General features: G+C 60.6%; 24 protein-coding genes. 14 read left to right on the top strand and 10 right to left on the bottom strand.

The features are described from left to right. The first annotated feature begins 104 nt into the window (after nucleotides 1-104). Entirely contained in the window at nucleotides 105-563 is a 459-nt protein-coding gene (locus C2846_RS01230) for a MaoC family dehydratase (RefSeq protein ID WP_119700497.1), read from the top strand. A 116-nt stretch (nucleotides 564-679) separates the two neighbouring features. Here the strand turns inward: C2846_RS01230 and C2846_RS01225 are convergent, their stop codons facing one another. The 3 genes from C2846_RS01225 to mpl all read right to left on the bottom strand — a co-directional run bounded on the left by C2846_RS01225 (nucleotide 680) and on the right by mpl (nucleotide 3205). After that, entirely contained in the window at nucleotides 680-1180 is a 501-nt protein-coding gene (locus C2846_RS01225; protein WP_080049750.1) for a sn-glycerol-3-phosphate transporter, read from the bottom strand. Nucleotides 1181-1242: 62 nt separating this feature from the next. Beyond that, nucleotides 1243-1851, bottom strand: a complete 609-nt coding sequence (locus C2846_RS01220) for a flavin prenyltransferase UbiX (protein ID WP_080049749.1) — start codon at nucleotides 1849-1851, stop codon at nucleotides 1243-1245. Continuing rightward, nucleotides 1844-3205, bottom strand: coding sequence for a UDP-N-acetylmuramate:L-alanyl-gamma-D-glutamyl-meso-diaminopimelate ligase (gene mpl, locus C2846_RS01215; protein ID WP_080049748.1), 1362 nt, complete (start codon nucleotides 3203-3205; stop codon nucleotides 1844-1846). The genes C2846_RS01220 and mpl overlap by 8 nt, the downstream gene beginning before the upstream one ends. 266 nt (nucleotides 3206-3471) lie before the next feature. Here mpl and C2846_RS01210 point away from each other — a divergent pair, with 266 nt between their 5' ends. After that, the gene (locus tag C2846_RS01210; RefSeq protein WP_080049747.1) at nucleotides 3472-4731 is read left to right on the top strand and encodes a 6-phosphofructokinase; all 1260 of its coding nucleotides are present in this window, start codon (nucleotides 3472-3474) and stop codon (nucleotides 4729-4731) included. A gap of 54 nt (nucleotides 4732-4785) precedes the next feature. Here the strand turns inward: C2846_RS01210 and C2846_RS01205 are convergent, their stop codons facing one another. The 3 genes from C2846_RS01205 to C2846_RS01195 all read right to left on the bottom strand — a co-directional run bounded on the left by C2846_RS01205 (nucleotide 4786) and on the right by C2846_RS01195 (nucleotide 7321). Further along, the gene (locus C2846_RS01205; protein ID WP_080049746.1) at nucleotides 4786-5571 is read right to left on the bottom strand and encodes a MetQ/NlpA family ABC transporter substrate-binding protein; all 786 of its coding nucleotides are present in this window, start codon (nucleotides 5569-5571) and stop codon (nucleotides 4786-4788) included. A 77-nt stretch (nucleotides 5572-5648) separates the two neighbouring features. After that, nucleotides 5649-6314, bottom strand: coding sequence for a methionine ABC transporter permease (locus C2846_RS01200; RefSeq protein ID WP_080049745.1), 666 nt, complete (start codon nucleotides 6312-6314; stop codon nucleotides 5649-5651). Next, nucleotides 6314-7321 (bottom strand): methionine ABC transporter ATP-binding protein, encoded by a 1008-nt coding sequence (locus C2846_RS01195; protein WP_080049744.1) that lies wholly within the window; start codon nucleotides 7319-7321, stop codon nucleotides 6314-6316. Before C2846_RS01195 ends, C2846_RS01200 begins: the two co-directional genes overlap by 1 nt. Nucleotides 7322-7579: 258 nt before the next feature. Between C2846_RS01195 and C2846_RS01190 the strand changes: the two genes are divergently transcribed. The 3 genes from C2846_RS01190 to C2846_RS01180 all read left to right on the top strand — a co-directional run bounded on the left by C2846_RS01190 (nucleotide 7580) and on the right by C2846_RS01180 (nucleotide 9955). After that, on the top strand, nucleotides 7580-8026 hold the full coding sequence (locus C2846_RS01190) for a GNAT family N-acetyltransferase (RefSeq protein ID WP_080049743.1): 447 nt from the start codon (nucleotides 7580-7582) through the stop codon (nucleotides 8024-8026). A 192-nt stretch (nucleotides 8027-8218) separates the two neighbouring features. Continuing rightward, nucleotides 8219-8746, top strand: coding sequence for an inorganic diphosphatase (ppa, locus tag C2846_RS01185; protein WP_080049742.1), 528 nt, complete (start codon nucleotides 8219-8221; stop codon nucleotides 8744-8746). Nucleotides 8747-9190: 444 nt separating this feature from the next. Next, complete coding sequence (locus C2846_RS01180) at nucleotides 9191-9955, top strand: methyltransferase domain-containing protein (RefSeq protein WP_119700496.1); 765 nt, start codon at nucleotides 9191-9193, stop codon at nucleotides 9953-9955. A gap of 31 nt (nucleotides 9956-9986) precedes the next feature. On the opposite strand, the gene C2846_RS01175 is transcribed toward C2846_RS01180, so the two are convergent. The 4 genes from C2846_RS01175 to C2846_RS01160 are packed head-to-tail and all read right to left on the bottom strand — an operon-like array spanning nucleotide 9987 to nucleotide 13264. Further along, nucleotides 9987-11360, bottom strand: coding sequence for an MATE family efflux transporter (locus tag C2846_RS01175; protein ID WP_119700495.1), 1374 nt, complete (start codon nucleotides 11358-11360; stop codon nucleotides 9987-9989). Beyond that, nucleotides 11360-11728 carry a translation initiation factor Sui1 gene (locus C2846_RS01170; RefSeq protein WP_119700494.1) on the bottom strand — a complete coding sequence of 123 codons (369 nt, stop codon included), beginning with the start codon at nucleotides 11726-11728 and terminating at the stop codon, nucleotides 11360-11362. Before C2846_RS01170 ends, C2846_RS01175 begins: the two co-directional genes overlap by 1 nt. Before the next feature lie 4 nt (nucleotides 11729-11732). Continuing rightward, nucleotides 11733-12269, bottom strand: a complete 537-nt coding sequence (gene yfcD, locus C2846_RS01165; protein ID WP_231705584.1) for an NUDIX hydrolase YfcD — start codon at nucleotides 12267-12269, stop codon at nucleotides 11733-11735. 2 nt (nucleotides 12270-12271) lie between these two features. Beyond that, nucleotides 12272-13264, bottom strand: a complete 993-nt coding sequence (locus tag C2846_RS01160) for a DUF2333 family protein (protein WP_119700493.1) — start codon at nucleotides 13262-13264, stop codon at nucleotides 12272-12274. A 166-nt stretch (nucleotides 13265-13430) separates the two neighbouring features. Between C2846_RS01160 and dsbD the strand changes: the two genes are divergently transcribed. The 9 genes from dsbD to purH all read left to right on the top strand — a co-directional run bounded on the left by dsbD (nucleotide 13431) and on the right by purH (nucleotide 23035). After that, nucleotides 13431-15233: a protein-disulfide reductase DsbD gene (dsbD, locus tag C2846_RS01155; RefSeq protein ID WP_119700492.1), complete on the top strand. Its 1803-nt coding sequence runs from the start codon at nucleotides 13431-13433 to the stop codon at nucleotides 15231-15233. 139 nt (nucleotides 15234-15372) lie between these two features. Further along, complete coding sequence (aroQ, locus tag C2846_RS01150; RefSeq protein ID WP_080049735.1) at nucleotides 15373-15819, top strand: type II 3-dehydroquinate dehydratase; 447 nt, start codon at nucleotides 15373-15375, stop codon at nucleotides 15817-15819. A gap of 40 nt (nucleotides 15820-15859) precedes the next feature. Next, nucleotides 15860-16318 (top strand): acetyl-CoA carboxylase biotin carboxyl carrier protein, encoded by a 459-nt coding sequence (accB, locus tag C2846_RS01145; RefSeq protein WP_119700491.1) that lies wholly within the window; start codon nucleotides 15860-15862, stop codon nucleotides 16316-16318. 19 nt (nucleotides 16319-16337) lie between these two features. Next, nucleotides 16338-17681: an acetyl-CoA carboxylase biotin carboxylase subunit gene (gene accC, locus C2846_RS01140; RefSeq protein WP_119700490.1), complete on the top strand. Its 1344-nt coding sequence runs from the start codon at nucleotides 16338-16340 to the stop codon at nucleotides 17679-17681. A 101-nt stretch (nucleotides 17682-17782) separates the two neighbouring features. After that, on the top strand, nucleotides 17783-18670 hold the full coding sequence (gene prmA, locus C2846_RS01135; RefSeq protein ID WP_119700489.1) for a 50S ribosomal protein L11 methyltransferase: 888 nt from the start codon (nucleotides 17783-17785) through the stop codon (nucleotides 18668-18670). Nucleotides 18671-18726: 56 nt separating this feature from the next. Next, entirely contained in the window at nucleotides 18727-19830 is a 1104-nt protein-coding gene (locus C2846_RS01130; RefSeq protein ID WP_119700488.1) for a DUF3426 domain-containing protein, read from the top strand. 232 nt (nucleotides 19831-20062) lie between these two features. Next, nucleotides 20063-21061 carry a tRNA dihydrouridine synthase DusB gene (dusB, locus tag C2846_RS01125; RefSeq protein ID WP_119700487.1) on the top strand — a complete coding sequence of 333 codons (999 nt, stop codon included), beginning with the start codon at nucleotides 20063-20065 and terminating at the stop codon, nucleotides 21059-21061. Then, nucleotides 21058-21384, top strand: coding sequence for a DNA-binding transcriptional regulator Fis (fis, locus tag C2846_RS01120; protein ID WP_080049729.1), 327 nt, complete (start codon nucleotides 21058-21060; stop codon nucleotides 21382-21384). Before dusB ends, fis begins: the two co-directional genes overlap by 4 nt. A gap of 46 nt (nucleotides 21385-21430) precedes the next feature. Then, the gene (gene purH, locus C2846_RS01115) at nucleotides 21431-23035 is read left to right on the top strand and encodes a bifunctional phosphoribosylaminoimidazolecarboxamide formyltransferase/IMP cyclohydrolase (RefSeq protein WP_119700486.1); all 1605 of its coding nucleotides are present in this window, start codon (nucleotides 21431-21433) and stop codon (nucleotides 23033-23035) included. Nucleotides 23036-23108 lie beyond the last annotated feature (73 nt).

Below are 23108 nucleotides of genomic sequence, written 5' to 3'. Positions count from 1 at the left end.
GGCGCGGATTGCAAACATGTCAGCAGACAAGCTCGACCGTCTGTATTAACGTAGCGTGTAGCGGTTATCCGCTACCACCACAATAACAGAGCATGGAGAACGCCATGGCAGCTGCCGTACCCGCTTCCGAACTCACGTCCTACATTGGCAAGGATATGGGCCACTCAGACTGGCTGACCATTGATCAGGAACGTGTCAACCAATTTGCCGAGTGCACCGGTGACCACCAGTTCATTCACATCGACGAAGAAAAAGCCAAGCTGACTCCGTTTGGCGGCACCATTGCCCACGGTTTCCTCTCACTGTCACTGCTGCCGGTCCTGTCTGCCGGCCTGCTGATTCGCCCGCAGGGTCTGAAGATGGCAGTCAACTACGGCCTGGACAGCCTGCGTTTCATCCAGCCGGTACGTGTGGGCTCACGCGTACGCCTGCACGTGACGGTAGTCGATGTAACCGAGAAGAATCCTGGCCAGTGGCTGGTCAAGGCGCGCTCCACTCTGGAGATCGAAGGCGTGGACAAGCCAGCCTTCATTGCGGAAGGTTTAACCCTGTATTTCGTGTAACCCGGTTCGGCCCGCGCCAGCGGGCCGCGCACGCCAAAGTCTATTAATGGCATAGCGAGCTAGAGCCCTGTTTTTAACAACGCAGGGCCGACGCGCAGCAGGTCATGGACGGGCTCTTATAGCTTGATCCCAACATTAACCATCACCGCAGCCGCCCCCAGCAGCACCAGGTCAGCACCGACCCGCTGATAACTGACACCAACCGACGGAATAATCGCCGGCGCAACACCAAAGCGATTGAGCGGAATCTTGTCCCGGTACTCACCTCGATAGCCATGCAGCAAGCCTGCTGTCAGCTTGACATTGAACGGCGTACCCTCGAAGTCAAAACGTTTGCCGCCATAAGCGTAGTAGGAGCGATCTCCGAACGAATGACGAAAGGTCGCAGCGCCCCACAGATAGCTGTCAGCACGATGACGCTCCAGACCGATCAGATCCTGATTGTTGTTGTGGTCGGAGTCGGGGTTGAAATGGGCAGTCCAGACACTACCCTGAACATACCAGTAGGGCTCGGCCTCGACCGGAGCCAACAGCTTGCCGGCCAGCTCGCGGGACGACTCGAGCAAAGGACTCTCATTGGCCTGCCCGGCCACCGCCGGCAGCACAAAACTCCCCATGGCGAACGCCAGCGACGTCCGCAATCTGGTTTTACTGCAAAACATACATAATCCTGAAGGTGTCACTCACCCCAACGGGCAAGCAATGTCTGTTCTATCCCCAACTGGTTGAGGATGCGGGCAACGACGAAATCTATCAGTTCGTCAATGCTGTTCGGCTTATGATAAAAGCCGGGACTGGCGGGCAGGATAACCGCTCCCATCTGGCTCAACTTCAGCATGTTTTCCAGATGAATGCTCGAGTACGGTGCTTCACGCGGCACCAGAATCAGCTGCCGTCGCTCCTTGAGCGCCACATCGGCCGCCCGCTCGATCAGGTTGTTACTGGCCCCAGTGGCGATAGCCGACAGGGTACCGGTCGAACAGGGACATACCACCATGGCCCCAGGCGCGCCAGAGCCAGAAGCGACCGGCGCCATCCAGTCCTGCTTGCCGAACACCCGAATCTGACCCTCGGCAGCGGCCAATCGTTCCGTCAAAAAAACTTCCAGAGCCTGCGGCTTGGCCGGCAACTGCCAATCGGTCTCGGTCGCCACCACCAACTGCGCGGCCTGCGAGATCAGAAATGACACTTCGACATCGGCCCTGACCAGACATTCCAGCAGGCGCAAGCCATATTGGGCACCAGAGGCACCGGTCAGCGCCAGCGTCACCCGCCGCCGTTCAGCCATGCCGAGCCTCCAGCGCCTGAACCAGCTTGCGGTGAATCCCGCCAAAACCGCCATTGCTCATGACCACTACCCGTGCGCCTGGTCGCGCACGCGCCACCACGGCATCGATCAGCGCCTCGATACTGCTCAACACACAGGCCGGCACCGGACTGTCAGCCACGACCTGATCCAGCGACCAGTCCAGCCCTTCGGGCTGATACCAGAGCACTTCACTGGCATCGCTGACACTACCTGGCAAAGCAGCCATATGACTACCCAAGCGCATGGTGTTGGAGCGCGGCTCGATCACCGCAATAAGCTGCGCATCACCAATCTGTGCCCGCAACCCGGCCAAGGTGGTGGCAATCGCGGTCGGGTGATGGGCAAAGTCGTCATACACCCGAATGTCACCAACCTCACCGATCAGCTCCATGCGGCGCTTGACGCTGGCAAAACCACCCAGCGAGGCAATACCCTGCGCCGGAGTCACCCCCACATGCCGCGCCGCCGCCAACGCCACCAGCGCATTGGCAACACTGTGAGCGCCGGTCTGCGACCATTCAACTATGCCCTGCGAGACACCACCGAGCAGCACCTCGAAACATGAACCATCGGCCGCCAGCAGGCGCGCCTGCCAGTCACCGCCATCACCAGTGGTCTGGCAGGATGTCCAGCAGCCCATGTCAATCACTCGCTTGAGCGCCGCATCGGCCTGCGGGTGAATAATCAGCCCGGAGCCTGGCACGGTACGCACCAGATGGTGAAACTGTCGCTCGATCGCTGCCAGGTCCGGAAAAATGTCTGCATGGTCGAACTCGAGATTATTGAGAATCGCCGTCCGTGGGCGGTAATGAACGAACTTCGAGCGTTTGTCGAAGAAGGCGCTGTCATACTCATCAGCCTCGACCACGAAAAACGGCGTCCCACCCAGCCGCGCCGAGATCCCAAAGTTTTGTGGCACACCACCGATCAGAAAGCCCGGCGACATCCCGGCGTGCTCCAGAATCCAGGCCAGCAGACTGGAGGTAGTGGTCTTGCCATGGGTACCCGCCACAGCCAGCACCCAGCGCCCCTGCAGCACGTGGTCGGCCAGCCACTGCGGCCCAGACACGTAGGGCAAGCCCTGATCCAGCACATATTCGACCGCCGGATTGCCGCGCGACATGGCGTTGCCAATCACCACCAGATCCGGGGCCGGCTGCAGATGCGCCGGCTCATAGCCTTCCATCAGGGTAATCCCCTGGGCTTCGAGCTGGGTGCTCATTGGCGGATAGACGTTGGCGTCCGAGCCCGTCACCGTATGCCCCAACTCCCGCGCCAACAACGCCAGCGAACCCATGAAAGTACCGCAGATACCGAGGATATGGAGGTGCAAAGACGGACTCCTTGTGTTGGTCGTGTAACGGCATTAAGGAAACACTGATTAAATCAGTCTAGGTGTTGGCCCAATTGGCGCTGAGTTTGCGTGCAATTAATTCAGTATTTCCTTTTTAAAGCTTCGCGAGATATTACCACGCCCGCCCAACGGCCATGCAAAGCGCACCGCTTTCGGCTATCATGCGCGCCATTGGCCGTAGCGCCCCGCCGCTCCCTGCGGGAACCCCAAAAAACCGCCACCCGATTCAAGCACATGGAGTCAGCATGACCGTCAAAAACGCCTTCTACGCCCAGTCGGGCGGAGTCACCGCCGTGATCAACGCCTCCGCCGCTGGCGTGATCGAAACCGCTCGCCAGCACCCGGACCGAATTGGCAAGGTCTATGCCGGGCGCAACGGCATCATCGGCGCCCTGACCGAAGACCTGATCGACACCAGCCTGGAATCACCCGAAAATATCGCCGCTCTGCGTCACACCCCCTCCGGCGCCTTCGGCTCCTGCCGCTACAAACTGAAAAGCCTGGAAGCCAACCGCGCCGAATACGAGCGCCTGATCGAGGTGTTCAAGGCCCATAACATCGGCTACTTCTTCTATAACGGCGGTGGCGACTCGGCCGACACCTGCCTGAAGGTCTCGCAACTGGCAGAAAAGATGGGCTACCCGATTCAGGCCATCCATGTACCCAAGACCGTCGACAACGACCTGCCGATCACCGACTGCTGCCCCGGCTTCGGCTCAGTGGCCAAGTATGTCGCCACCTCGATTCGCGAAGCCGGTTTCGACGTTGCCTCTATGGGCGCCACTTCGACCAAGGTCTTCATCCTCGAAGTCATGGGCCGTCACGCTGGCTGGATTACTGCGGCCTGCGGCCTAGCCAGCGAAGGTGAAGGTCAACCGCCACACATTCTGCTGTTCCCCGAAGTCCAGTTTGACCAGGTCAAATTCCTGGCCCGGGTCGATGAGTGCGTCAAGACTTATGGCTATTGCGTGATTGGCGTTTCCGAAGGGATCAAGAACAGCGACGGCAAGTTCCTCTCCGAAACCGGCCTGACCGACGCTTTCGGCCATGCCCAGCTGGGCGGCGTGGCGCCGACCATCGCCAAGCTGGTCAAGGATGAACTGGGTTACAAGTATCACTGGGCCGTGGCCGATTACCTGCAGCGCGCCGCCCGTCACATTGCCTCCAAGGTCGATGTCGAGCAAGCCTATGCGCTAGGTCAGGCAGCGGTTAACATCGCCTTGGAAGGCAAGAACTCGGTGATGCCGGCAATCCGCCGCCTGCAGGATGCGCCCTACCAGTGGGATATCATTGAAGCCCCGCTCAAGGACGTGGCCAACGTCGAGAAGTTCATGCCCCGCGAGTTCATCAGCGAAGACGGCCTGCACATCACCGAGGCCTGCCGCCGCTACCTGTCGCCGTTGATTCAGGGCGAAGACTACCCGCCATTCAAGAATGGTCTGCCCGATTATGTGCGTCTGCAGAATCTGGCCGTGGAGCGCAAGCTCCCGGAATTCAAGATCTGATCGCGAAACGGGACGGAACCGAAAAGGGCTGGTATCAACCAGCCCTTTTTTGTATCACTCGAAAGCCGGCACCACGGCGCCCTGATACTTCTCTTCAATAAAGGCCTTGACCTCGGCACTGTGCAGCGCCTGAGCCAGCTTCTGGATCGCCGGGTTGTCGGCATTGTCGACGCGGGTCACCAGGATGTTGACGTAGGGCGAGTCGGAACCCTCTATCACCAACGCATCTTCACTCGGATTCAGCCCGGCCTCCAGCGCATAGTTGGTATTGATCAGTGCCAGATCAACCTGACCCAGAACCCTCGGCAGGGTCGCTGCTTCCAGTTCACGAACCCGGATGCGCTTGGGGTTGTCGGCGATGTCGCGCGGGGTAGAAAGGATATTACCGGCATCCTTGAGCCCGATTAGCCCAGCCTTCTGCAGTAACAGCAGCGCCCGACCACCGTTGGTGGCATCGTTGGGAATCACCACATTGGCGCCATTGGGCAGATCATCCAAGCTCTCGACCTTCCGTGAATAGGCACCGAACGGCTCAATATGCACACCAGCGACGCTGACCAGTTCAGTGCCGCGGCTGCTGTTGAACTCGTCAAGATAGGGCTGGTGCTGAAAGAAGTTGGCGTCTAGGCGTTTCTCCGCCACCTGCACATTGGGCTGGACATAATCGGTGAACACCCGGATATCCAGCTCGACGCCCTCACTGGCCAGGGCCGGCTTGACGAATTCGAGAATTTCCGCGTGAGGCACCGCCGTAGCGGCGATACTGATCTTGTCGGCGGCCTGCGCCGGCAGCACACCAAGACCGGCGGCGACAGCAAAGGCAGTCAGCAATTTTTTCATCATTAAGCTCCTTGTGGGATTTGATTCAGGTGCGCAGCGGATAACCCTGCACCTGTGTTTTCTATTTAAACAGCACATCACTTACGGGAAAAATGCACCACCAGCCGGTCACCAACGCTTTGCAGCACCTGCACCAGCACCAGCAGCAATACCACGGTCACCACCATCACATCCGGCTGATAGCGCTGATAACCATAGCGCACCGCCAAATCACCCAGTCCGCCGCCACCGATCAGCCCGGACATCGCGGTGTAGGACACCAGGGTAATGGCGGTAACCGTGGTCGCCGCCACGATACCCGGCAACGCCTCTGGCAGCAGCGCATTGATCACGATCTGGCGTGGTGTGGCCCCCATGGCCTGGGTCGCCTCGATGATCCCGCGATCGACTTCACGCAGCGCAGTCTCGACCAGACGGGCGAAAAACGGCGTGGCCCCCACAACCAGTGGCGGAATAGCCCCAGCCACTCCCAGCGAAGTCCCGGTGATCACCACGGTAAAGGGAATCATAACGATCAGCAAAATAACGAACGGCACTGAACGAACAATATTCACCAACAGCGACAGCAGACCATAGAAGGCTTTCTGCTCGAACATCTGGCGCGGACCAGTAAGAAACAGCAAAACCCCGAGCGGCAAGCCAAACAACACAGTAAACAGCATTGAGCCGCCTAGCATGCTCAGGGTATCGAGACTGGCCTGCCAGATTTCCGGCCAGTTGACGTTGGGCAGCAGAGCATCCATCAGCGCAGCACCTCCAGATGCACATCGGCCCGGGCAAAGCAGGCCAGCGCCGCCTCGATGTCGCCACCGGTGAGCGCCAGCGTCAACTGGCCATAGGGGGTTTGCTTGATCCGGTCGATACGCCCGGCCAGGATGCTGTAATCCACCCCGGTCTCACGCGCCACGCTACCAAGCAGCGGTGCGTAAGTCGCCTCACCCTGGAAGGTCAGACGCAGGATGCGGCCCTCGACATGGGCAAAATCATCACGCTGCTCGCTTTCATCAACCTGCTCGGATTCCAGTACGAAACGCCGGGTGGTCGAATGCTGCGGATGCAGGAACACCTCGGCTACCGGCCCCAGCTCGACAATCTGCCCAGCGTCCATGACCGCCACCCGGTCGCAAACCCGACGGATCACATCCATCTCATGGGTAATCAGTACGATCGTCAGGTTCAGCTCGCTATTAATCTGAGCCAGCAACTGCAACACCGACGCAGTAGTCTGCGGATCAAGGGCACTGGTGGCCTCGTCGCAGAGCAGAATCTTCGGCCGGGTAGCCAGTGCCCGGGCAATTCCGACCCGCTGTTTCTGGCCGCCGGACAACTGCGCCGGATACTTGTTAGCGTGCTCATTGAGCCCGACCCGCGCCAGCAATTCGTCGACCCGCCGGGCGATCTCGGCGCGCGACAATTCACCCGCCAGTCTGAGCGGCAGCGCCACGTTATCGGCCACGGTCTTGGACGACAGCAAATTGAAATGCTGGAAAATCATCCCGACCTGCTGGCGAAACCGCCGCAACCCGGTAGCCTGTAGCCCGGTGACATCTTCGCCATCAATCACGATCCGTCCACCCGAGGGCTCCTCGAGCCGGTTGATCAGGCGCAGCAAGGTGCTTTTGCCTGCCCCGGAATGACCGATGATGCCGAATACCTCTCCGCGAGCTATTTGCAGATCGGTCGGCTGCAGCGCCGGGATCGACTGCCCAGCAACACGATAGGCCTTGTGGACCTGGTGAAAATCAATCACGCATTAACCTTTTAACAGAATGCAGATATAAGAAGCTGTCGGCCGGCATGTTTGGCCCGCCACAGCCCAGACCGCAAAATCGTCATAAACCGTGCATTATAGCTAGATAAGATAACTAACTCCCAGCACCACGGGACCAGTTGCCAAGCGCGACTACCCGGTCAGTGTTGGCGATTGAAGATTTCCAGCGTCTGGGGCAGGATGTACTGACCGGCACAACAGTACCGGGCACTATCTGACCAGCATCGAGGATTGAGTATGCGAATTGTGCAGGCCGGCGTGGATCGCCTCGACGATATCACCCCGTTGTTCATCAAGTATCGAGAGTTCTACGGCCAGTTGCCCAAGCCCGAAGCATCACGCCGCTTTCTCCATGATCGACTGGTCAACGAACAGGCCATCATCCTACTGGCAGAAGATGAAACCAGCGGCAAGGTATTGGGCTTTGCCCAGTTCATCCCCAGCTTCTCGGCTCTGACCTTGCACCCCAGCTGGGTTCTCAAGGGTATCTATGTGATTGAAGAGGCCCGCCGCCAACTGGTTGCCGATCGCATGATTAACCGCGCCAAGGAGATGGCCCGGGCTGCCGGCATCCAGCGTATGACCGTCATGACTGGCGAAGACAACAGTGCAGCTCAAAGCCTGTATCGCTCCCTGGGTTTTTCCGACGACGCTGACTTCCACTACTTCGCCCTCAAACTCTGACGCCACTTAGCGGGCCAACGCACCTGCCGGTATCTCGCCAGGTGCGTGCATGGCTACCCAGGTGACACCTTCACAGCGGCAAACCAGTACTTTTGCCCATACGACCATAGTTTTACCGGTTTTACTTGGTATCGCCGCCCTGAACGCCTATAATCCCGCCCCAATATTTCACATGCCCGAGTCAGGTATCCCATGAGCTACGACCAGATCCCCGCAGGCAAGGACATCCCTAACGACATTTACGTCGCCATTGAAATCCCGGCTCAGCACGCGCCGATCAAATATGAAATCGACAAGGACAGCAGCACCCTGTTCGTCGATCGATTCATGGCCACCCCGATGTTCTATCCGGCCAACTACGGTTATATCCCCAATACCCTGGCCGATGACGGCGACCCGCTGGACGTGCTGGTGGTAACGCCCTACCCGGTCGCACCGGGTTCGGTAATCCGGTCACGTCCGGTAGGCGTTCTGCACATGACCGACGATGGTGGCGGTGATGCCAAGCTGGTCGCCGTACCGCACGACAAGCTGAGCGTGCTGTACCGTGACGTCAAGGAATACACCGACCTGCCTGAACTGCTGATCCAGCAGATCCAGCACTTCTTCGAGAACTACAAAGATCTGGAAGCCGGCAAATGGGTCAAGATCGACCGTTGGGGCAACGCTGATGAAGCCCGTGCGGAAATCGTTAAGGCTGTGAACGCTTATCAAAAATAAGCGTTCGGCCCCAGTGCCCTGTCCGCTGCATTCAGCTCCGCTCTGAAGCGATAACGAACCTAGCGGACAGGGCACTCCAAAAGCCGGCCACAAGCTGGCTTTTTTTATGCCTGAATAACAGACCTGCTAGAGGAACACTGATTAAATCGTTTCGGTGTTAGCCCAATTGTCGCGGACCTGTTCTGGACACGCCGTGACCCCCCTCCGGGTCCGGCCAACCGATCACAGATCGGTCGGCGTTCGGCTGCGCACGAAGCATGCTTCGTAAACGCTTGCCTCACCCATGGGGGGCTTGACGATGCCCGTTCGACCGCCAGGGATGGCGGAAGTGTCGAAAATGCAGGAGCAATTTTCGACCAGGGCATCGACAGTCCAGAACAGGTCAGCGACAACCGGGCTACTAAGCTTGCGTGTAATCAATCAGTGTTTTCTTAGGAGCCAAGCATGGACGACCGCTATTTTGACCAACTGAGCAGTCATCTGGCGCAGAAAATCTATGCTGGCCCCAAGGGTGCCATTCGTCTGGCCGTACTGACCCGCGACCTGCAGGAGTGGCTGGCAGAGCTGCCGGCACGGCCCCTGCGGATTCTGGACGTAGGGGCCGGGCTTGGCCACATCAGTGCCTGGCTGGCCGCCCAGGGACATCAGGTCACCGTCAGCGAGCCCGCCAGTGCAATGCTCTCAGCCGCTGAGCAACGCCTGCAAGCGGCCGGCACCCCCGCTGTGGCTTACTGGCCGTTGCCGCTGCAGGACCTGCCGGCTCAGGGGCAAACCTTCGACCTGGTCATCTGCCATGCCGTACTGGAATGGCTGGCCGCCCCACATCAGGCCCTGCACCACCTGCGCGCCCTGCTCAACCCGCAAGGCGCCCTGTCGCTGGCGTTCTACAACCGTGACGCACTGATCTACCGCAACCTGATCAAGGGCCAGTTTCGCAAACTTGAGCGCCAACAACTGGCAGGTGTCGGCCAGCGCGGCCTGACCCCACAACACCCGCTGGACCCGCGCGAGGTCCAGCAGTGGGCCAGCCAGGCCGGCCTGCACAAACAGCAGGCCAGTGGTATCCGGGTGTTTTATGACTACATGCCACCACACTGGCAACAACAGGTCAGCCGCGAAGAGCTGATACGCGAAGAGCTGGCCTACAGCCGCCACCCGGCTTACCAGCACCTGGGCCGTTACCTGCATTGGTGGTTACGGGCAGAGTGACCGCTGCCAGCATAAGCACCAGCCACAGCGCCTACGGATTGGGAAACCAGCGATCCTGGCGCCACAGATAGACGAACCAGCCGCCGAGCAAAGCCCCGCGCGCCAGCATGAACAGATGAAAGCCCAGCCACAGGCCATGGTTACCGCTATCACGTAGCAGCCAGGCCACCGGCACATACAGACCGAACACCGCCAGCAGCATGCTGTTGCGCATCGCCCGAGCCCGAGTCGCGCCGATAAACAGCCCATCAAGCAGATAGCTCCAGACCGCGACCAGCGGCATCAACGCCATCCAGGGCAAATAGGCCTGGGCCACTGCACGCACCTCGTCGAGATTGGTCAGGCGATTGATGATCCATGGGCCAAACAGACTGAAAGCCAACACAAAGCCCACGCCAACCAGCAGCGACCAGCCCAGAGTCACCACCAGCACCCGCTTGAAAGCCGCACGATTGCGTTGACCCAGAGCATGCCCTCCCAGCGCCTCAACCGCATGGGCCAAGCCATCCAGGCCATGGGAGGTCAGCAACAGAAAGTTCAATAACACCGCATTGGCCGCCACCACCGCATCGCCCTGGCGCGCACCCTGCAGCACCAGCAGGTAGAACACCAGTTCCAGTGCCAGGGTACGGATCAGAATATCGCGATTGACCCGCAGTAACGGTGCCGCGCCGCGCAGCCGGATCGCCGCCAGCCAGTCCAGCCGCCCCGGATGCTCGGCCAGCAACTGACGCACCAACAGCAAGCCCAGCAGCAAACCCAGATAATCGCTGATCACCGTGGCCAGAGCTGCACCAGCCACGCCCCACCCCAGGCCAACTACCAGCAGCAGGTCCAGCAGCACGTTACTCAGATTGACGGTCAGCAGCAGATACAACGGTGCCCGACCGCGCTGCATACCAATAAACCAGCCCACCAGGACGAAATTGGCCAGCGCCGCCGGCAGACTCCACAGGCGGATTTCCACATACAGGCGGGCTTGCTCCAGCAGCTCGGGCGAGCTGTCGATAAAGTACAGGCCGGCGGCAATCAACGGCGCCTGCAAGACCAGCACCGCCAGCGCGATCAGTACGGCCAGCCACAGCGGTTGTAACAAGACCCGGCGAATACCATCACCATCGCCGCTGCCGCAGGCCTGGGCGGCAAAGCCGGTGGTGCCCATGCGCAGGAAACCGGCTGCCCACAGCACAAAGGTGATCAAGGCAGTGCCAACCGCCACTCCACCCAGGTAATGGGCTCCGTCCAGGTGACCGATTACCGCCGTATCGACCAGTCCCACCAGCGGCACGCTGATATTGGACAGGATCATTGGCGTGGCCAGCCCCCAGACTTTGCGCTGGGTTTCACGATCGCGCCAGGCCTGGCGCCAGCTACCCAGGCCAGATGTCGGGCTTGAGAAGTTCATCAGCCTCCGGCGCGCTTGACCTTGAATCCTTCGGCAGTCAGCAACTCACAGACCAGCTCGGCCTTGTCGCCCTGAATCTCGATCACCCCACCCTTGACTGCACCACCACAGCCGCAGCGGTTTTTCAGACGCTTAGCCAACGTCTTCAGCTCATCGCCAGCCAACAAGACACCACTGACTGTGGTCACGGTCTTGCCACCACGCCCCTTGGTCTCGCGCCGCACCCGTACCACCCCATCTCCCGAGGGCATAGCGGCCTGGCCGCAGCAGCACTGTTCGGCCGGTTGGCGACAGTCAGGACACATGCGCCCAGCATCGGTTGAGTACACCAGGCCACCGAGGGCCTCGAGTCCTTTGGCTTTTTTCATCTATTCATTCCAGCAACTGCCCGGCCCGCCAGCGCTCCAGGGCCAGCAGCGAGTCCGGGGTATAACGTTCATCATCCTGGCGCCAGTCTGTGTCCAGATCAATCCAGCGCACCGCCAGCACCTCTTCCGGCTGCATTTCAATCGGGCCATCCCAGCGACAACTGAATACTGCACCCCACAACCGACTTTCCGGGGCATCGTAGAAAAACCGCCCATGGCTGTGCAAATCGACCCCGGCCACCCCCAGCTCCTCAGCCAGTTCGCGCCGGGCGCCCTCAAGATAACTTTCCCCGGCAGCCACCAGACCGCCTGCGGCGACATCCCAATACCCCGGATAGAGCCGCTTGTGCAGAGTGCGCTGATGCAGGCACAGCTGCCCGGTCGCATTGAACACGAAGATGTAGGTACAGCGGGTAATCAGTCTCTCGCTCTGAACCTGCGCCCGACTGACCTGCGCCAGCGGCTGATCCTGCTCATCGACACTGAGTACCTGCTCAGCCGCCGAGCGGGCCAGATAGGCATCGATTTTCCGACTATCCACGCTCAGCCCTGCTCCAGCAGACGGCGCAGATCGATAAGCGCAGCATTGGCCCGCGACAGGTAATTGGCCATGACCAGCGAATGATTGGCCAGCACCCCGAAGCCGCTACCGTTGAGCACCATAGGGCTCCATAGCGGCGCCTGGGTCGCCTCCAGATCGCGAATGATCTGCTGCAGGCTGACCTGGGCATTCTTTTTGCCCAGCACCTCGGCATAGTCCTGCTCCACCGCCCGCAACAGGTGAACCAACGCCCAGGAGGTGCCCCGCGCCTCATAAAACACATCGTCGATTTGGGTCCAGGGTGTACTTTCACGCGCGCGCCCACTATCGCCCAAAGGTTCGCGACCGACACTGGCCGACAGTCGCTGCGACAGCGAACCGAGCCGGGTGCTGACATCACCTAGCCAACTGGCCAGACTGTCGGCTCGGGGATAAAAGGCCGCCTCGCCCTGCTGCAGACGCTGTTCATAGCTGGCCAGTGCGCGCAGCCCGTCACGGTACTCACTTTCACTGGCGGGCATGGCCCAGCTCTTGTTGTCGAAATGAAAGCGTGGCTCGGCCCGCGCCAAATCACGGTCTTCAGCCGATTGTGACTGCGAGCGGGCCATATCACGACGCAGTGCCCGGGTCATGTCGCGCACCTGCACCAGCACGCCAAACTCCCAGTTCGGCATATTGTCCATCATCAAGCCGGGCGGCATGATGTCGTTGCTGATGAAGCCGCCAGGTTTGTCCAGCAGCGTTGTCATCACCGCCTGCAAGGTCTGCACGGTCAACTCGCCCTCGACTCGCTCCTCACGCGCAGTAACCAGCGGCTCAAGGCCCGGCTCACGACTCCAATACCAGCCCAGCAGCAGGCACAGTAGTACATAGGCCAGTACCACGAGCCCCAGCAGCTTGCTGATCAACGGCCCACCCAGCCAGGCCCGTGCTGACTCCAGACTGTCTCCAAGACGCTCATTGGCGTCCTGCATGGAACGCTTGGCAAATTTCATCGCCACTCTCCCTTGTTATCCGACAACAGGATATCATCTCCCAAGGCCTACTGCCGTGTCCCGCACCCCATTGCCGCTGCGCCCGGAAACAGCCTGGGACAGATTGCCTCTCGGCAGAGCCTGCGCAACTCGATATGATGGCAACAACTCAAAACTCGGATACCCCATGCAGTTGTTACGCCTTCTACTGATTTGCTGGCTGACCTTCGCCGGTCTGGCCCAAGCCAACCCCTTCAGCCAGAGCAGTACAGGCGCGCTCGGGCTGCTTGATGGCAGCGGCGGTCAGGCCAACTTTCTGCCAGTCCATGAAGCTTTCCGCCCGGGTATTGTCGAAGCCGACGCCGAGCGCATTGTGCTCATCTTTGAAATCGCGCCCGAATACTATCTCTACCGTCACCGGCTGGATTTCCAGCTCCAGGGCGGCAGCCAGTCGATCCAGCAGGTCCTGCTGCCCGACGGCCTGCACAAGACCGACGAGTTCTTTGGTGATGTCGAGGTCTACTACAACCAGTTGCAGGTCGAACTGCGGCTGAGCGCCGGCACCCAACCGGGCCGGCAACTGCGGGTTGACTTCCAGGGCTGCGCCGACGCCGGCCTGTGCTACCCACCGGAAACCGTGCTGCTGAATCTGCCTGGAGCAGGAGCAGAACCCACTCTGCCGGCCGCCGGTTCCGGAGTTTTTCAGGGCCTGCTCGACAACCAGCAACTGGGCTGGGCGCTGCTGCTGTTCTTCCTCGCCGGACTGGGGCTGACCTTCACCCCCTGCGTCCTGCCCATGCTGCCGATTCTGTCCAGCCTGGTGCTCGACCGCCAGGATATCGACCGGTTTCGCGCCTGTGCCCTGGCGCTCAGTTATGTACTGGCCATGGCCATCAGCTTTGCCCTGATCGGCTCCCTGATCGGGCTGTTCGGCGCGGCGCTGAACATTCAGGCGCGATTGCAGTCGGCCTGGGTTCTGGGTACTTTCGCCGCGTTCTTCAGCCTGTTCGCGCTGGCCATGTTCGGGGTATTCGAGCTGCGCCTGCCAGCCGTGGTGCGTGAACCATTGGAGCGCCTGGGCAGCCGCACCCGCGGTGGCTCGCTGACTGGTGCAGCCCTGCTGGGCGTGCTGTCGACCCTGGTAGTGTCACCATGCATCTCCGCGCCCCTGGCCGGCGCCCTGGTCTACATCAGCGCGACCGGCGATGCCGTGGGCGGCGCCGCCAGCTTGTTCGCTTTGGCTCTGGGCATGGGCCTGCCGCTGCTGCTGGTGGCGATTTTCGGCAGCGCCCTACTACCCCGCTCCGGCCCCTGGCTGGTCACGGTCAAGCATATCTTTGGCTTCGGCTTGCTCGGTGTCGCCATCTGGCTACTGGAGCGAGTCATACCTGGCCCCCTGAGCCTGGCGTTGTGGGCTGCTCTGGCCGCTGGCTTGGCGGTGCGTCTGGGCCTGTTCGATCGCATGCCGCATGGCGCTGGTGGACGCATTGCCCAGACCCTGTCGCTGCTGGCGGCGGTATACGCTGCGGCTGCGCTATTCGGTGCGCTGGCCGGCGGCAATGACCCACTACGCCCACTGGCACCACTGACTGGTAGCGCAGCCCCTGCCAGCAATAATAACAGCGGCTTTTTTACCCTGGTCGATGATCAGGCCGGCATCGCTCGTGAACTGGCTCAGGCCAAAGCCCTGAACCGTCCAGCCGTCATCGAGCTGTACGCCGACTGGTGTATCAGTTGCAAGATCATCGAACGCCAGGTCCTCAATCAACCCCAGGTGCGCCAGCAGCTGGAGGGTTTTGCCCGCATCAAGCTCGATCTGACCAGCAACAGCGCCGACCAGCGCCAATGGCTTAGCGAGCAGCAACTGTTCGGCCCGCCGGCGTTTCTGTTCTATGACCCTGCAGGGCAGGAACTGCGCGCCCTGCGCCTGCAGGGCGAGGTCGATCTTGAGACCTTCACCAGCCGCCTGAGTGCTATCCCACAAGGATAATTTTCGGCGTATATGCGGGCATCATGCCGGTATCTGATGGCAATCGACTGATTCTGGACAGCGCGCCAGGATTCCGGCAAACTCCAGCCCATAACTGACCCATGGGTCACCACTGTCGCCATTCATGGAACAACAACTAATGGCTAGCATTCTGGTCCTGCACGGCCCCAACCTGAATTTGCTCGGCACCCGTGAACCGGGCGTCTACGGCGCAACCACGCTGGAACAGATCAACCAGCGCCTGCGCGAACGCGCCACCGCACTTGGCCACCATTTGCTGAACCTGCAAAGCAACGCCGAACACGAACTGATCGAACGCATTCATGCCGCGCGCGATGAAGCCATCGACTTCATCATCATCAATCCGGCTGCTTTTACACATACCAGCGTGGCAATACGTGACGCATTGCTGGCTGTGAGCATCCCATTCATCGAAGTGCATTTATCCAACGTGTATAAACGCGAAGCGTTCCGCCATCACTCGTACTTCTCGGATGTTGCCGAGGGCGTGATTTGCGGGCTCGGCGCTCAAGGGTACGAACTGGCCCTGGAAGCGGCAATACACAACATTGAACAACGTAACTGAACAATCTACGCCACCCTACAGCTCTGGAGTGCAAGCACCAATGGATATCCGCAAAGTCAAGAAACTGATCGAACTTCTGGAAGAGTCCGGCATCGACGAACTGGAAATTCACGAGGGTGAGGAATCAGTCCGTATCAGCCGCCACAGCAAGCAGCTTGCCGCTCCCCAGCAGTTCTACGCTCCGCAGGCCCCGGTAGCCGCCGCGCCAGCAGCGCCAGCTGCCGCTGCTGCTCCGGCCGCAGAGGCCCCAGCTACCGAGCCCAGCGGCCATCTGGTTCGCTCGCCGATGGTTGGCACTTTCTATCGCTCGCCCTCACCGTCGGCACCGTCCTTCGCCGAAGTTGGCCAGACCGTCAAGGCAGGCGATGTCCTGTGTATCGTTGAAGCCATGAAGATGATGAACCACATCGAGGCCGACAAGAGCGGCGTGATCCAGGCCATCCTGGTCGATAACGGTCAGCCGGTGGAATTCGATCAACCCCTGTTCAGCATCGCCTGAGCCCAAACCGGAGGCTGCGATGCAAAAAGTCCTGATTGCCAACCGCGGTGAAATTGCCCTGCGCGTTATTCGTGCCTGCAAGGAACTGGGGTTGAAAACTGTGGCCGTGCACTCCACGGCTGACCGTGAACTCATGCACCTGGCACTGGCCGACGAAACCGTCTGTATCGGCCCAGCCAATGCCACCGAGTCCTACCTGAACATCCCGGCGATCATCAGCGCCGCCGAAGTCACCGGCGCCGACGGCATTCACCCCGGCTATGGTTTCCTGGCCGAACGTGCCGACTTCGCCGAGCAGGTTGAGCGCTCCGGCTTCACCTTTATCGGCCCCAGCGCCGAGGTGATTCGGCTGATGGGCGACAAGGTCTCAGCGATCGAAGCAATGAAGAAGGCCGGCGTTCCTACGGTGCCGGGCTCTGATGGCCCGCTGCCGGAAGACGATGACCAGCGCTGCCTGGAAATCGGTCGCCAGGTCGGCTATCCGGTGATCATCAAGGCCGCCGGTGGCGGCGGCGGGCGCGGCATGCGTGTGGTGCACCAGGAAGAGGATCTGCTCAAATCGATCCGCCTGACCCGGACCGAAGCCGGTGCCGCCTTCGGCAACCCGATGGTGTATCTGGAAAAATTCCTGACCAACCCGCGCCACGTTGAAGTCCAGGTGCTCTCAGATGGCCAGGGCAACGCCGTTCACCTGGGAGATCGTGACTGCTCGCTGCAACGCCGACACCAGAAAATCATCGAGGAAGCCCCAGCCCCAGGCATCGACGAGAAGGCCCGGGCCGAAGTTCAGGCCCGCTGCGTCAAGGCCTGTATCGATCTTGGCTACCGTGGCGCCGGCACCTTCGAGTTCCTCTATGAAGACGGTCGTTTCTACTTCATCGAGATGAACACCCGTGTCCAGGTAGAGCACCCGGTTTCGGAGATGGTTACTGGCATCGATATCGTCAAGGAGCAGATTCTGGTCGCCGCCGGCAACAAGCTGAGCATTTCTCAGGACCAGGTAAAGGTCTTTGGGCATGCCATTGAGTGCCGGATCAACGCCGAAGATCCGAAAACCTTCATGCCCAGCCCTGGTACCGTGACGTTCTTCCATGCCCCCGGCGGCAACGGCGTGCGGGTCGACTCACACCTGTACAGCGGCTACAAGGTACCGCCGAACTACGACTCGCTGGTCGGCAAGCTGATCACCTATGGCGCAACCCGCGACGAGGCTCTGGCCCGGATGCGCAACGCCATCGACGAGTTGGTGGTGGACGGCATCAAGACCAACACCGAGCTGCACCGTGAACTGGTCCGCGACCCTGGGTTCTGCAAGGGAGGCGTGAACATTCACTATCTGGAACACAAACTGGGTTTGAAATAAAATCCGCCCAACGCTGAAGACAGGAACCTCAAACAGCTCCAGTCTTCGGTCACAAGCCTCAAAGCCCGGGCCTGCCCGGGCTTCTTTTATTTGGAATGCCCATGTCCTGGCTGCAACTACGTCTTGCCATCTCTCCCGATCAGGCCTCCGACCTGGAAGGTCGCCTGCTTGAACTCGGCGCGGTATCCGTGACCTTCATGGATGCCGAAGATCAACCGATTTTCGAGCCAGATCTGGGCACCACGCCACTGTGGTCCAACACCCATCTACTGGCCCTGTTCGAAGCCGATACCGACCCTGACGCACTGATCAGCCATCTGACCCTGCTATGCGGCGGCCAATTGCCCGATTACAGCCTGGAACAGCTTGAGGACCAGGACTGGGAACGCAGCTGGATGGACAACTTCCAGCCGATGCGTTTCGGCCAGCGGCTGTGGATCGTCCCGAGCTGGCACCAGGCGCCTGAACCTGAGGCTGTCAACCTGCTACTGGATCCGGGCCTGGCTTTCGGTACCGGCACCCATCCGACCACGGCCCTGTGTCTGGAATGGCTCGACAGCGAGCCGCTGGCCGGCAAAACCCTGATCGACTTCGGTTGCGGCTCCGGCATTCTGGCCATCGCCGCCCTGCTACTGGGTGTCGACCAGGCTATCGGTACCGACATTGATCCCCAGGCGCTGGAAGCCTCGCGCGACAATGCCCAGCGCAATGGCATTGCCGACCAGCGCTTTAGCCTCTATCTGCCCGAAGCCATGCCGCCCCAGCCCGCCGAAGTGCTGGTCGCCAACATCCTGGCGGGACCACTGGTCAGCCTGGCCCCGCAACTCGCCAGCCTGGTTCTGCCAGGTGGACGCATTGCCCTGTCCGGTATCCTGGCCGAGCAGACCGATGAGATACTCGCGGCCTATCGCCCCTGGTTCAACCTCGACCCGGTCACGGAACGCGACGGCTGGATACGTGTCAGCGGAGCCCGCCACTTGGCGGCTTGAACCTCTTAAGGGCACAATAGCCATCAATCCTGTCCGATGAAGGCGCACCGTTCCCCATGAGTGAGTTGCTGGTCACACAATGCCCCTATTGTCAGACCCGCTTCCGGCTGTCTCAGGAGCAACTCAATGCCGCCGCCGGACACGTCCGCTGCGGCGCCTGCCTCAAGGTGTTCGATGCCCGCAAGGTACTGGCTGAACCGGCGACCGAACCCGAGCAACCGGCAGCCGCTCCGGCCCAGCCGACCAGAGTGCCGCAACAAAGCAGCCTGTTGATCCATGATGATCTGGAACTCGACGAACTGGACCTGGAGGCCCTGGGGCTCGACGAGTCAATCATCGAAGAGATCAATCCATCACATTCGGCACCACCGGAACTGGCACCCGAGTCCCCTACTCAGTCGCTTCCCCCCCCAGCGCCCGAGCCGGAATACACGGCACCAAGCTCTGAGCGCAGCTCGCCCCCGACTGCAAGCCAACGCTTCCAACCACTGGTGGCTGAACGCGATGACCACGGCGTGTTCCGCCCTGGACACACGCGAGCAGCCCCAGCAGACAAGCCTTCTGTTTTAACCGAGGATGATAACGAGCAGCGCAATGAACCCCGGTTTGGTGAGCACCTAGGACTCGACGACCTGGATGACGAGCCGCTGCTGCTGGACGACCTGCCACGCCCGCGGCGGCGGCGCCGGCACAATGGCTTGTGGACCGTTCTCTGCGTCCTTGCTTTGCTCGGCCTGCTCGGTCAGTACGTCACTTACAACTTCGAGGCTCTGGCTCATGATGACCGCAGCCGCCCCTGGATCGAGCAGGCTTGTCTGCTGGCTGGCTGTGAGTTGCCTGCTCGGGTCGATATAAGTCTGATCCGCAGCAGCAACCTGTTGGTACGCCCGCATCCGGAGTTTCCCCGTGCGGTCGCCATCGACGTTATCCTGTATAACCGCGCCAGCTTTGCCCAACCTTTCCCGGTACTGAGCATGAGTTTCAGTGACAGCCAGGGCCGGGAACTGGCCAACCGCCGGTTCCGTCCGGAGGAGTATCTGGCTGGTGAGCTGGCCGGCGTTACCCTGATGCCCTCGCAGACCCCGATTCATGTTGCCCTCGACATGCTTGACCCAGGCCCGCAAGCGGTCAATTACCAGCTCGACTTTCACAGCCCTTGATACAACACCAGGCATTTGCCTCAGCCCCCAAGACTTGGTAGTCCGCAACCGGACAGGCCGCCCAAAGCCGCCGGTCAATCTGTTCAAATATCGACCAGCTCAGTCTTTATATGGTCACTCTTTACAGGTATGATTGACGGCCTTTTCACACACCAATCAACCTCTGAGCGCCCTGAAATCTTTCTGGCCGGCGTCCTCGGAGACGTGCCACCGCCGACTGGACAGTACAGGGATGGACCATGCAGTGATCAGTATCGGACCTTACCAACTAGCCAATCGCGTTATCCTGGCTCCCATGGCCGGGGTCACCGACCGCCCGTTCCGGCAACTGTGCCGGCGCCTGGGTGCGGGGTTGGTAGTGTCGGAAATGGTCACCAGCGATACCCGACTGTGGCATAGCCGCAAATCGCGCCAGCGCCTGGACCATAGTGGTGAAGCTGAGCCCCGTTCAGTCCAGATCGCCGGCGGCGATCCCGGCATGATGGCCGAAGCCGCGCGCATGAATCAGGACTTCGGCGCCCAGATCATCGATATCAACATGGGCTGCCCTGCCAAGAAGGTCTGCAACAAGGCCGCCGGCTCGGCACTACTGCGCGATGAAACCCTGGTTGCCGAAATTCTCGAAGCCGTAGTCAGTGCTGTACAGATTCCAGTCACCCTGAAAGTCCGCACCGGCTGGGACCGGGACAACCGCAACGGTCTGCGGATCGCCCGGATCGCCGAACAAAGCGGCATCCAGGCTCTGGCCGTACATGGCCGCACGCGTGCCGACCTGTATACCGGCGAGGCTGAGTACGACACCATCGCCGCCATCAAACAAGCCATTAGCATCCCGGTTTTCGCCAATGGCGATATCGATTCTCCAGAGAAAGCCCAACGGGTGCTGCAGCACACCGGAGCCGACGCAGTCATGATTGGCCGCGCAGCTCAGGGACGCCCGTGGATTTTTGCCGAAATCGATCACTATCTGCGTCATGGATGTCACCGCCCGCCCCTGCCACTGCCTGACCAGCATGCCATCCTGCTTGAGCATCTCGATGCACTGCATGGCTTTTATGGTTTCGAGCAGGGCGTACGGATCGCCCGCAAGCATGTGGGTTGGTATTTGCAGACGTTACCCGGCGCTGGGGAGTTTCGCCGGGCATTCAACCGCATCGACGACCCAGCAGAGCAGCGCCAGGCGATCGAGCAGTTTTTCACCCGCTTGTTGGAAGGAGACCTGGCGGCATGACTCTACTCAACACTACAACGATCAACGGAACCCACCCCGTGAGCGACACCAGCGAACCCGGCCTGACTGACACCAGGCCCGACAGCAACGAACGCAGCCGCACCCTGCGCGACAATGTTGAACAAGCTCTGCGCAACTACTTCGACCACCTTGACGGCCAGGACGTAACCGACGTTTACGACATGGTCCTGTCCGAGGTCGAAGCGCCGCTGCTTGAGTGCGTTATGGATTATGTCAACGGCAACCAGACCCGCGCCTCAGAAGTGCTGGGCCTGAACCGTGGCACCCTGCGCAAAAAACTCAAGCAATACGGACTGCTGTAAACACCGGCGCCCTACCTGAATACCCGAAAGCAACCCAGGACCCAAGATGACCGACCAAACCACCCGCCTGCCGGTACGTCGCGCGCTGATCAGCGTGTCTGACAAGACCGGGATCGTTGAATTCGCCCGTGAACTGGCTGCCCTGGGCGTGGAGATCCTGTCCACCGGCGGCACTTTCAAGCTACTGCGCGAACAGGCTATCGACGCCGTTGAAGTGGCCGACTACACCGGCTTCCCGGAAATGATGGACGGCCGGGTAAAAACCCTGCACCCGAAAATCCATGGAGGCATTCTCGGCCGCCGCGATATTGACGGCGAGGTCATGCAGCAGCACGGCATTCAGCCAATCGACATGGTGGTAGTCAATCTGTACCCATTTGCTGCCACCGTGGCCAAGCCCGGTTGCAGCCTGGCCGATGCGATTGAGAATATCGACATCGGCGGCCCGACCATGGTCCGCAGCGCCGCCAAAAACCACAAGGATGTCGCCATCGTGGTGAACGCCAGCGACTACGCAGGCATTCTCGATAATCTCAAGACCGGCGGTTTGACCTATGCCCAGCGTTTCGATCTGGCGCTCAAGGCCTTTGAACACACCGCCGCCTACGACGGCATGATCGCCAACTATCTGGGCAGCATCGATCAGAGCGCCGAACCCCTGAGTACCGAAGGTCGCATCGCCTTCCCGCGCACCTTCAACAGCCAGTTCATCAAGGCCCAGGACATGCGCTACGGCGAGAACCCGCACCAGAGCGCGGCCTTCTATGTCGAGCATGCCGCCGAGGCCTGCGTGGCCACAGCCGTGCAGCTACAGGGCAAAGAACTATCGTTCAACAACGTCGCCGATACCGACGCTGCACTGGAGTGTGTGAAGAGCTTCAGCAAACCAGCCTGCGTGATCGTCAAGCATGCCAACCCTTGCGGCGTAGCTGTAGTGCCGGAGGCCGATGGCGGCATCCGCAAAGCCTATGACCTGGCCTGGGACACCGACAATGAGTCGGCCTTCGGCGGCATCATCGCCTTCAACCGCGAGCTGGACGGCGAGACCGCCCAGGCCATCGTCGAGCGCCAGTTCGTCGAAGTCATCATCGCCCCCAAAGTCTCCGCTGCTGCCCGCGAAGTAGTAGCTGCAAAAGCCAATGTGCGCCTGCTTGAATGCGGCGAATGGGGCCCTGCACGGGCCGCTGGCTGGGACTTCAAGCGGGTCAATGGCGGCTTGCTGATCCAGAGCCGCGACATTGGCATGATCACCGAAGCCGACCTCAAGGTGGTGACCCAGCGCGCCCCGACCGAGCAGGAAATGCACGACCTGATCTTCGCCTGGAAAGTGGCCAAGTTCGTCAAGTCCAACGCCATCGTCTACGCCAAGAACCGCCAGACCATCGGCGTTGGCGCCGGCCAGATGAGCCGGGTCAACTCGGCGCGCATCGCTGCAATCAAGGCTGAGCACGCCGGACTGCAGGTCGCCGGCGCGGTCATGGCCTCAGACGCCTTCTTCCCGTTCCGCGACGGCATCGACAACGCCGCCGCCAACGGCATCAGCGCGGTAATCCAGCCGGGTGGCTCGATGCGTGATCAGGAAGTGATCGACGCCGCCAACGAAGCCGGCATGGCCATGGTGTTTACCGGGATGCGGCATTTCCGCCACTGAGTAAGGGTTACGGCCGCGCCGAAGCCGCATCTGCTGCGTTGCCGGTGACTTCGCCAATGCTCATTGCCTCCAG

Origin of the sequence: Pseudomonas jilinensis (assembly GCF_003586265.1) — a bacterium.
GTDB classification, from domain to species: domain Bacteria; phylum Pseudomonadota; class Gammaproteobacteria; order Pseudomonadales; family Pseudomonadaceae; genus Halopseudomonas; species Halopseudomonas phragmitis.
Note: the sequence above shows the minus strand (reverse complement) of the source record. Positions and strands in the feature narration are given on the sequence as shown.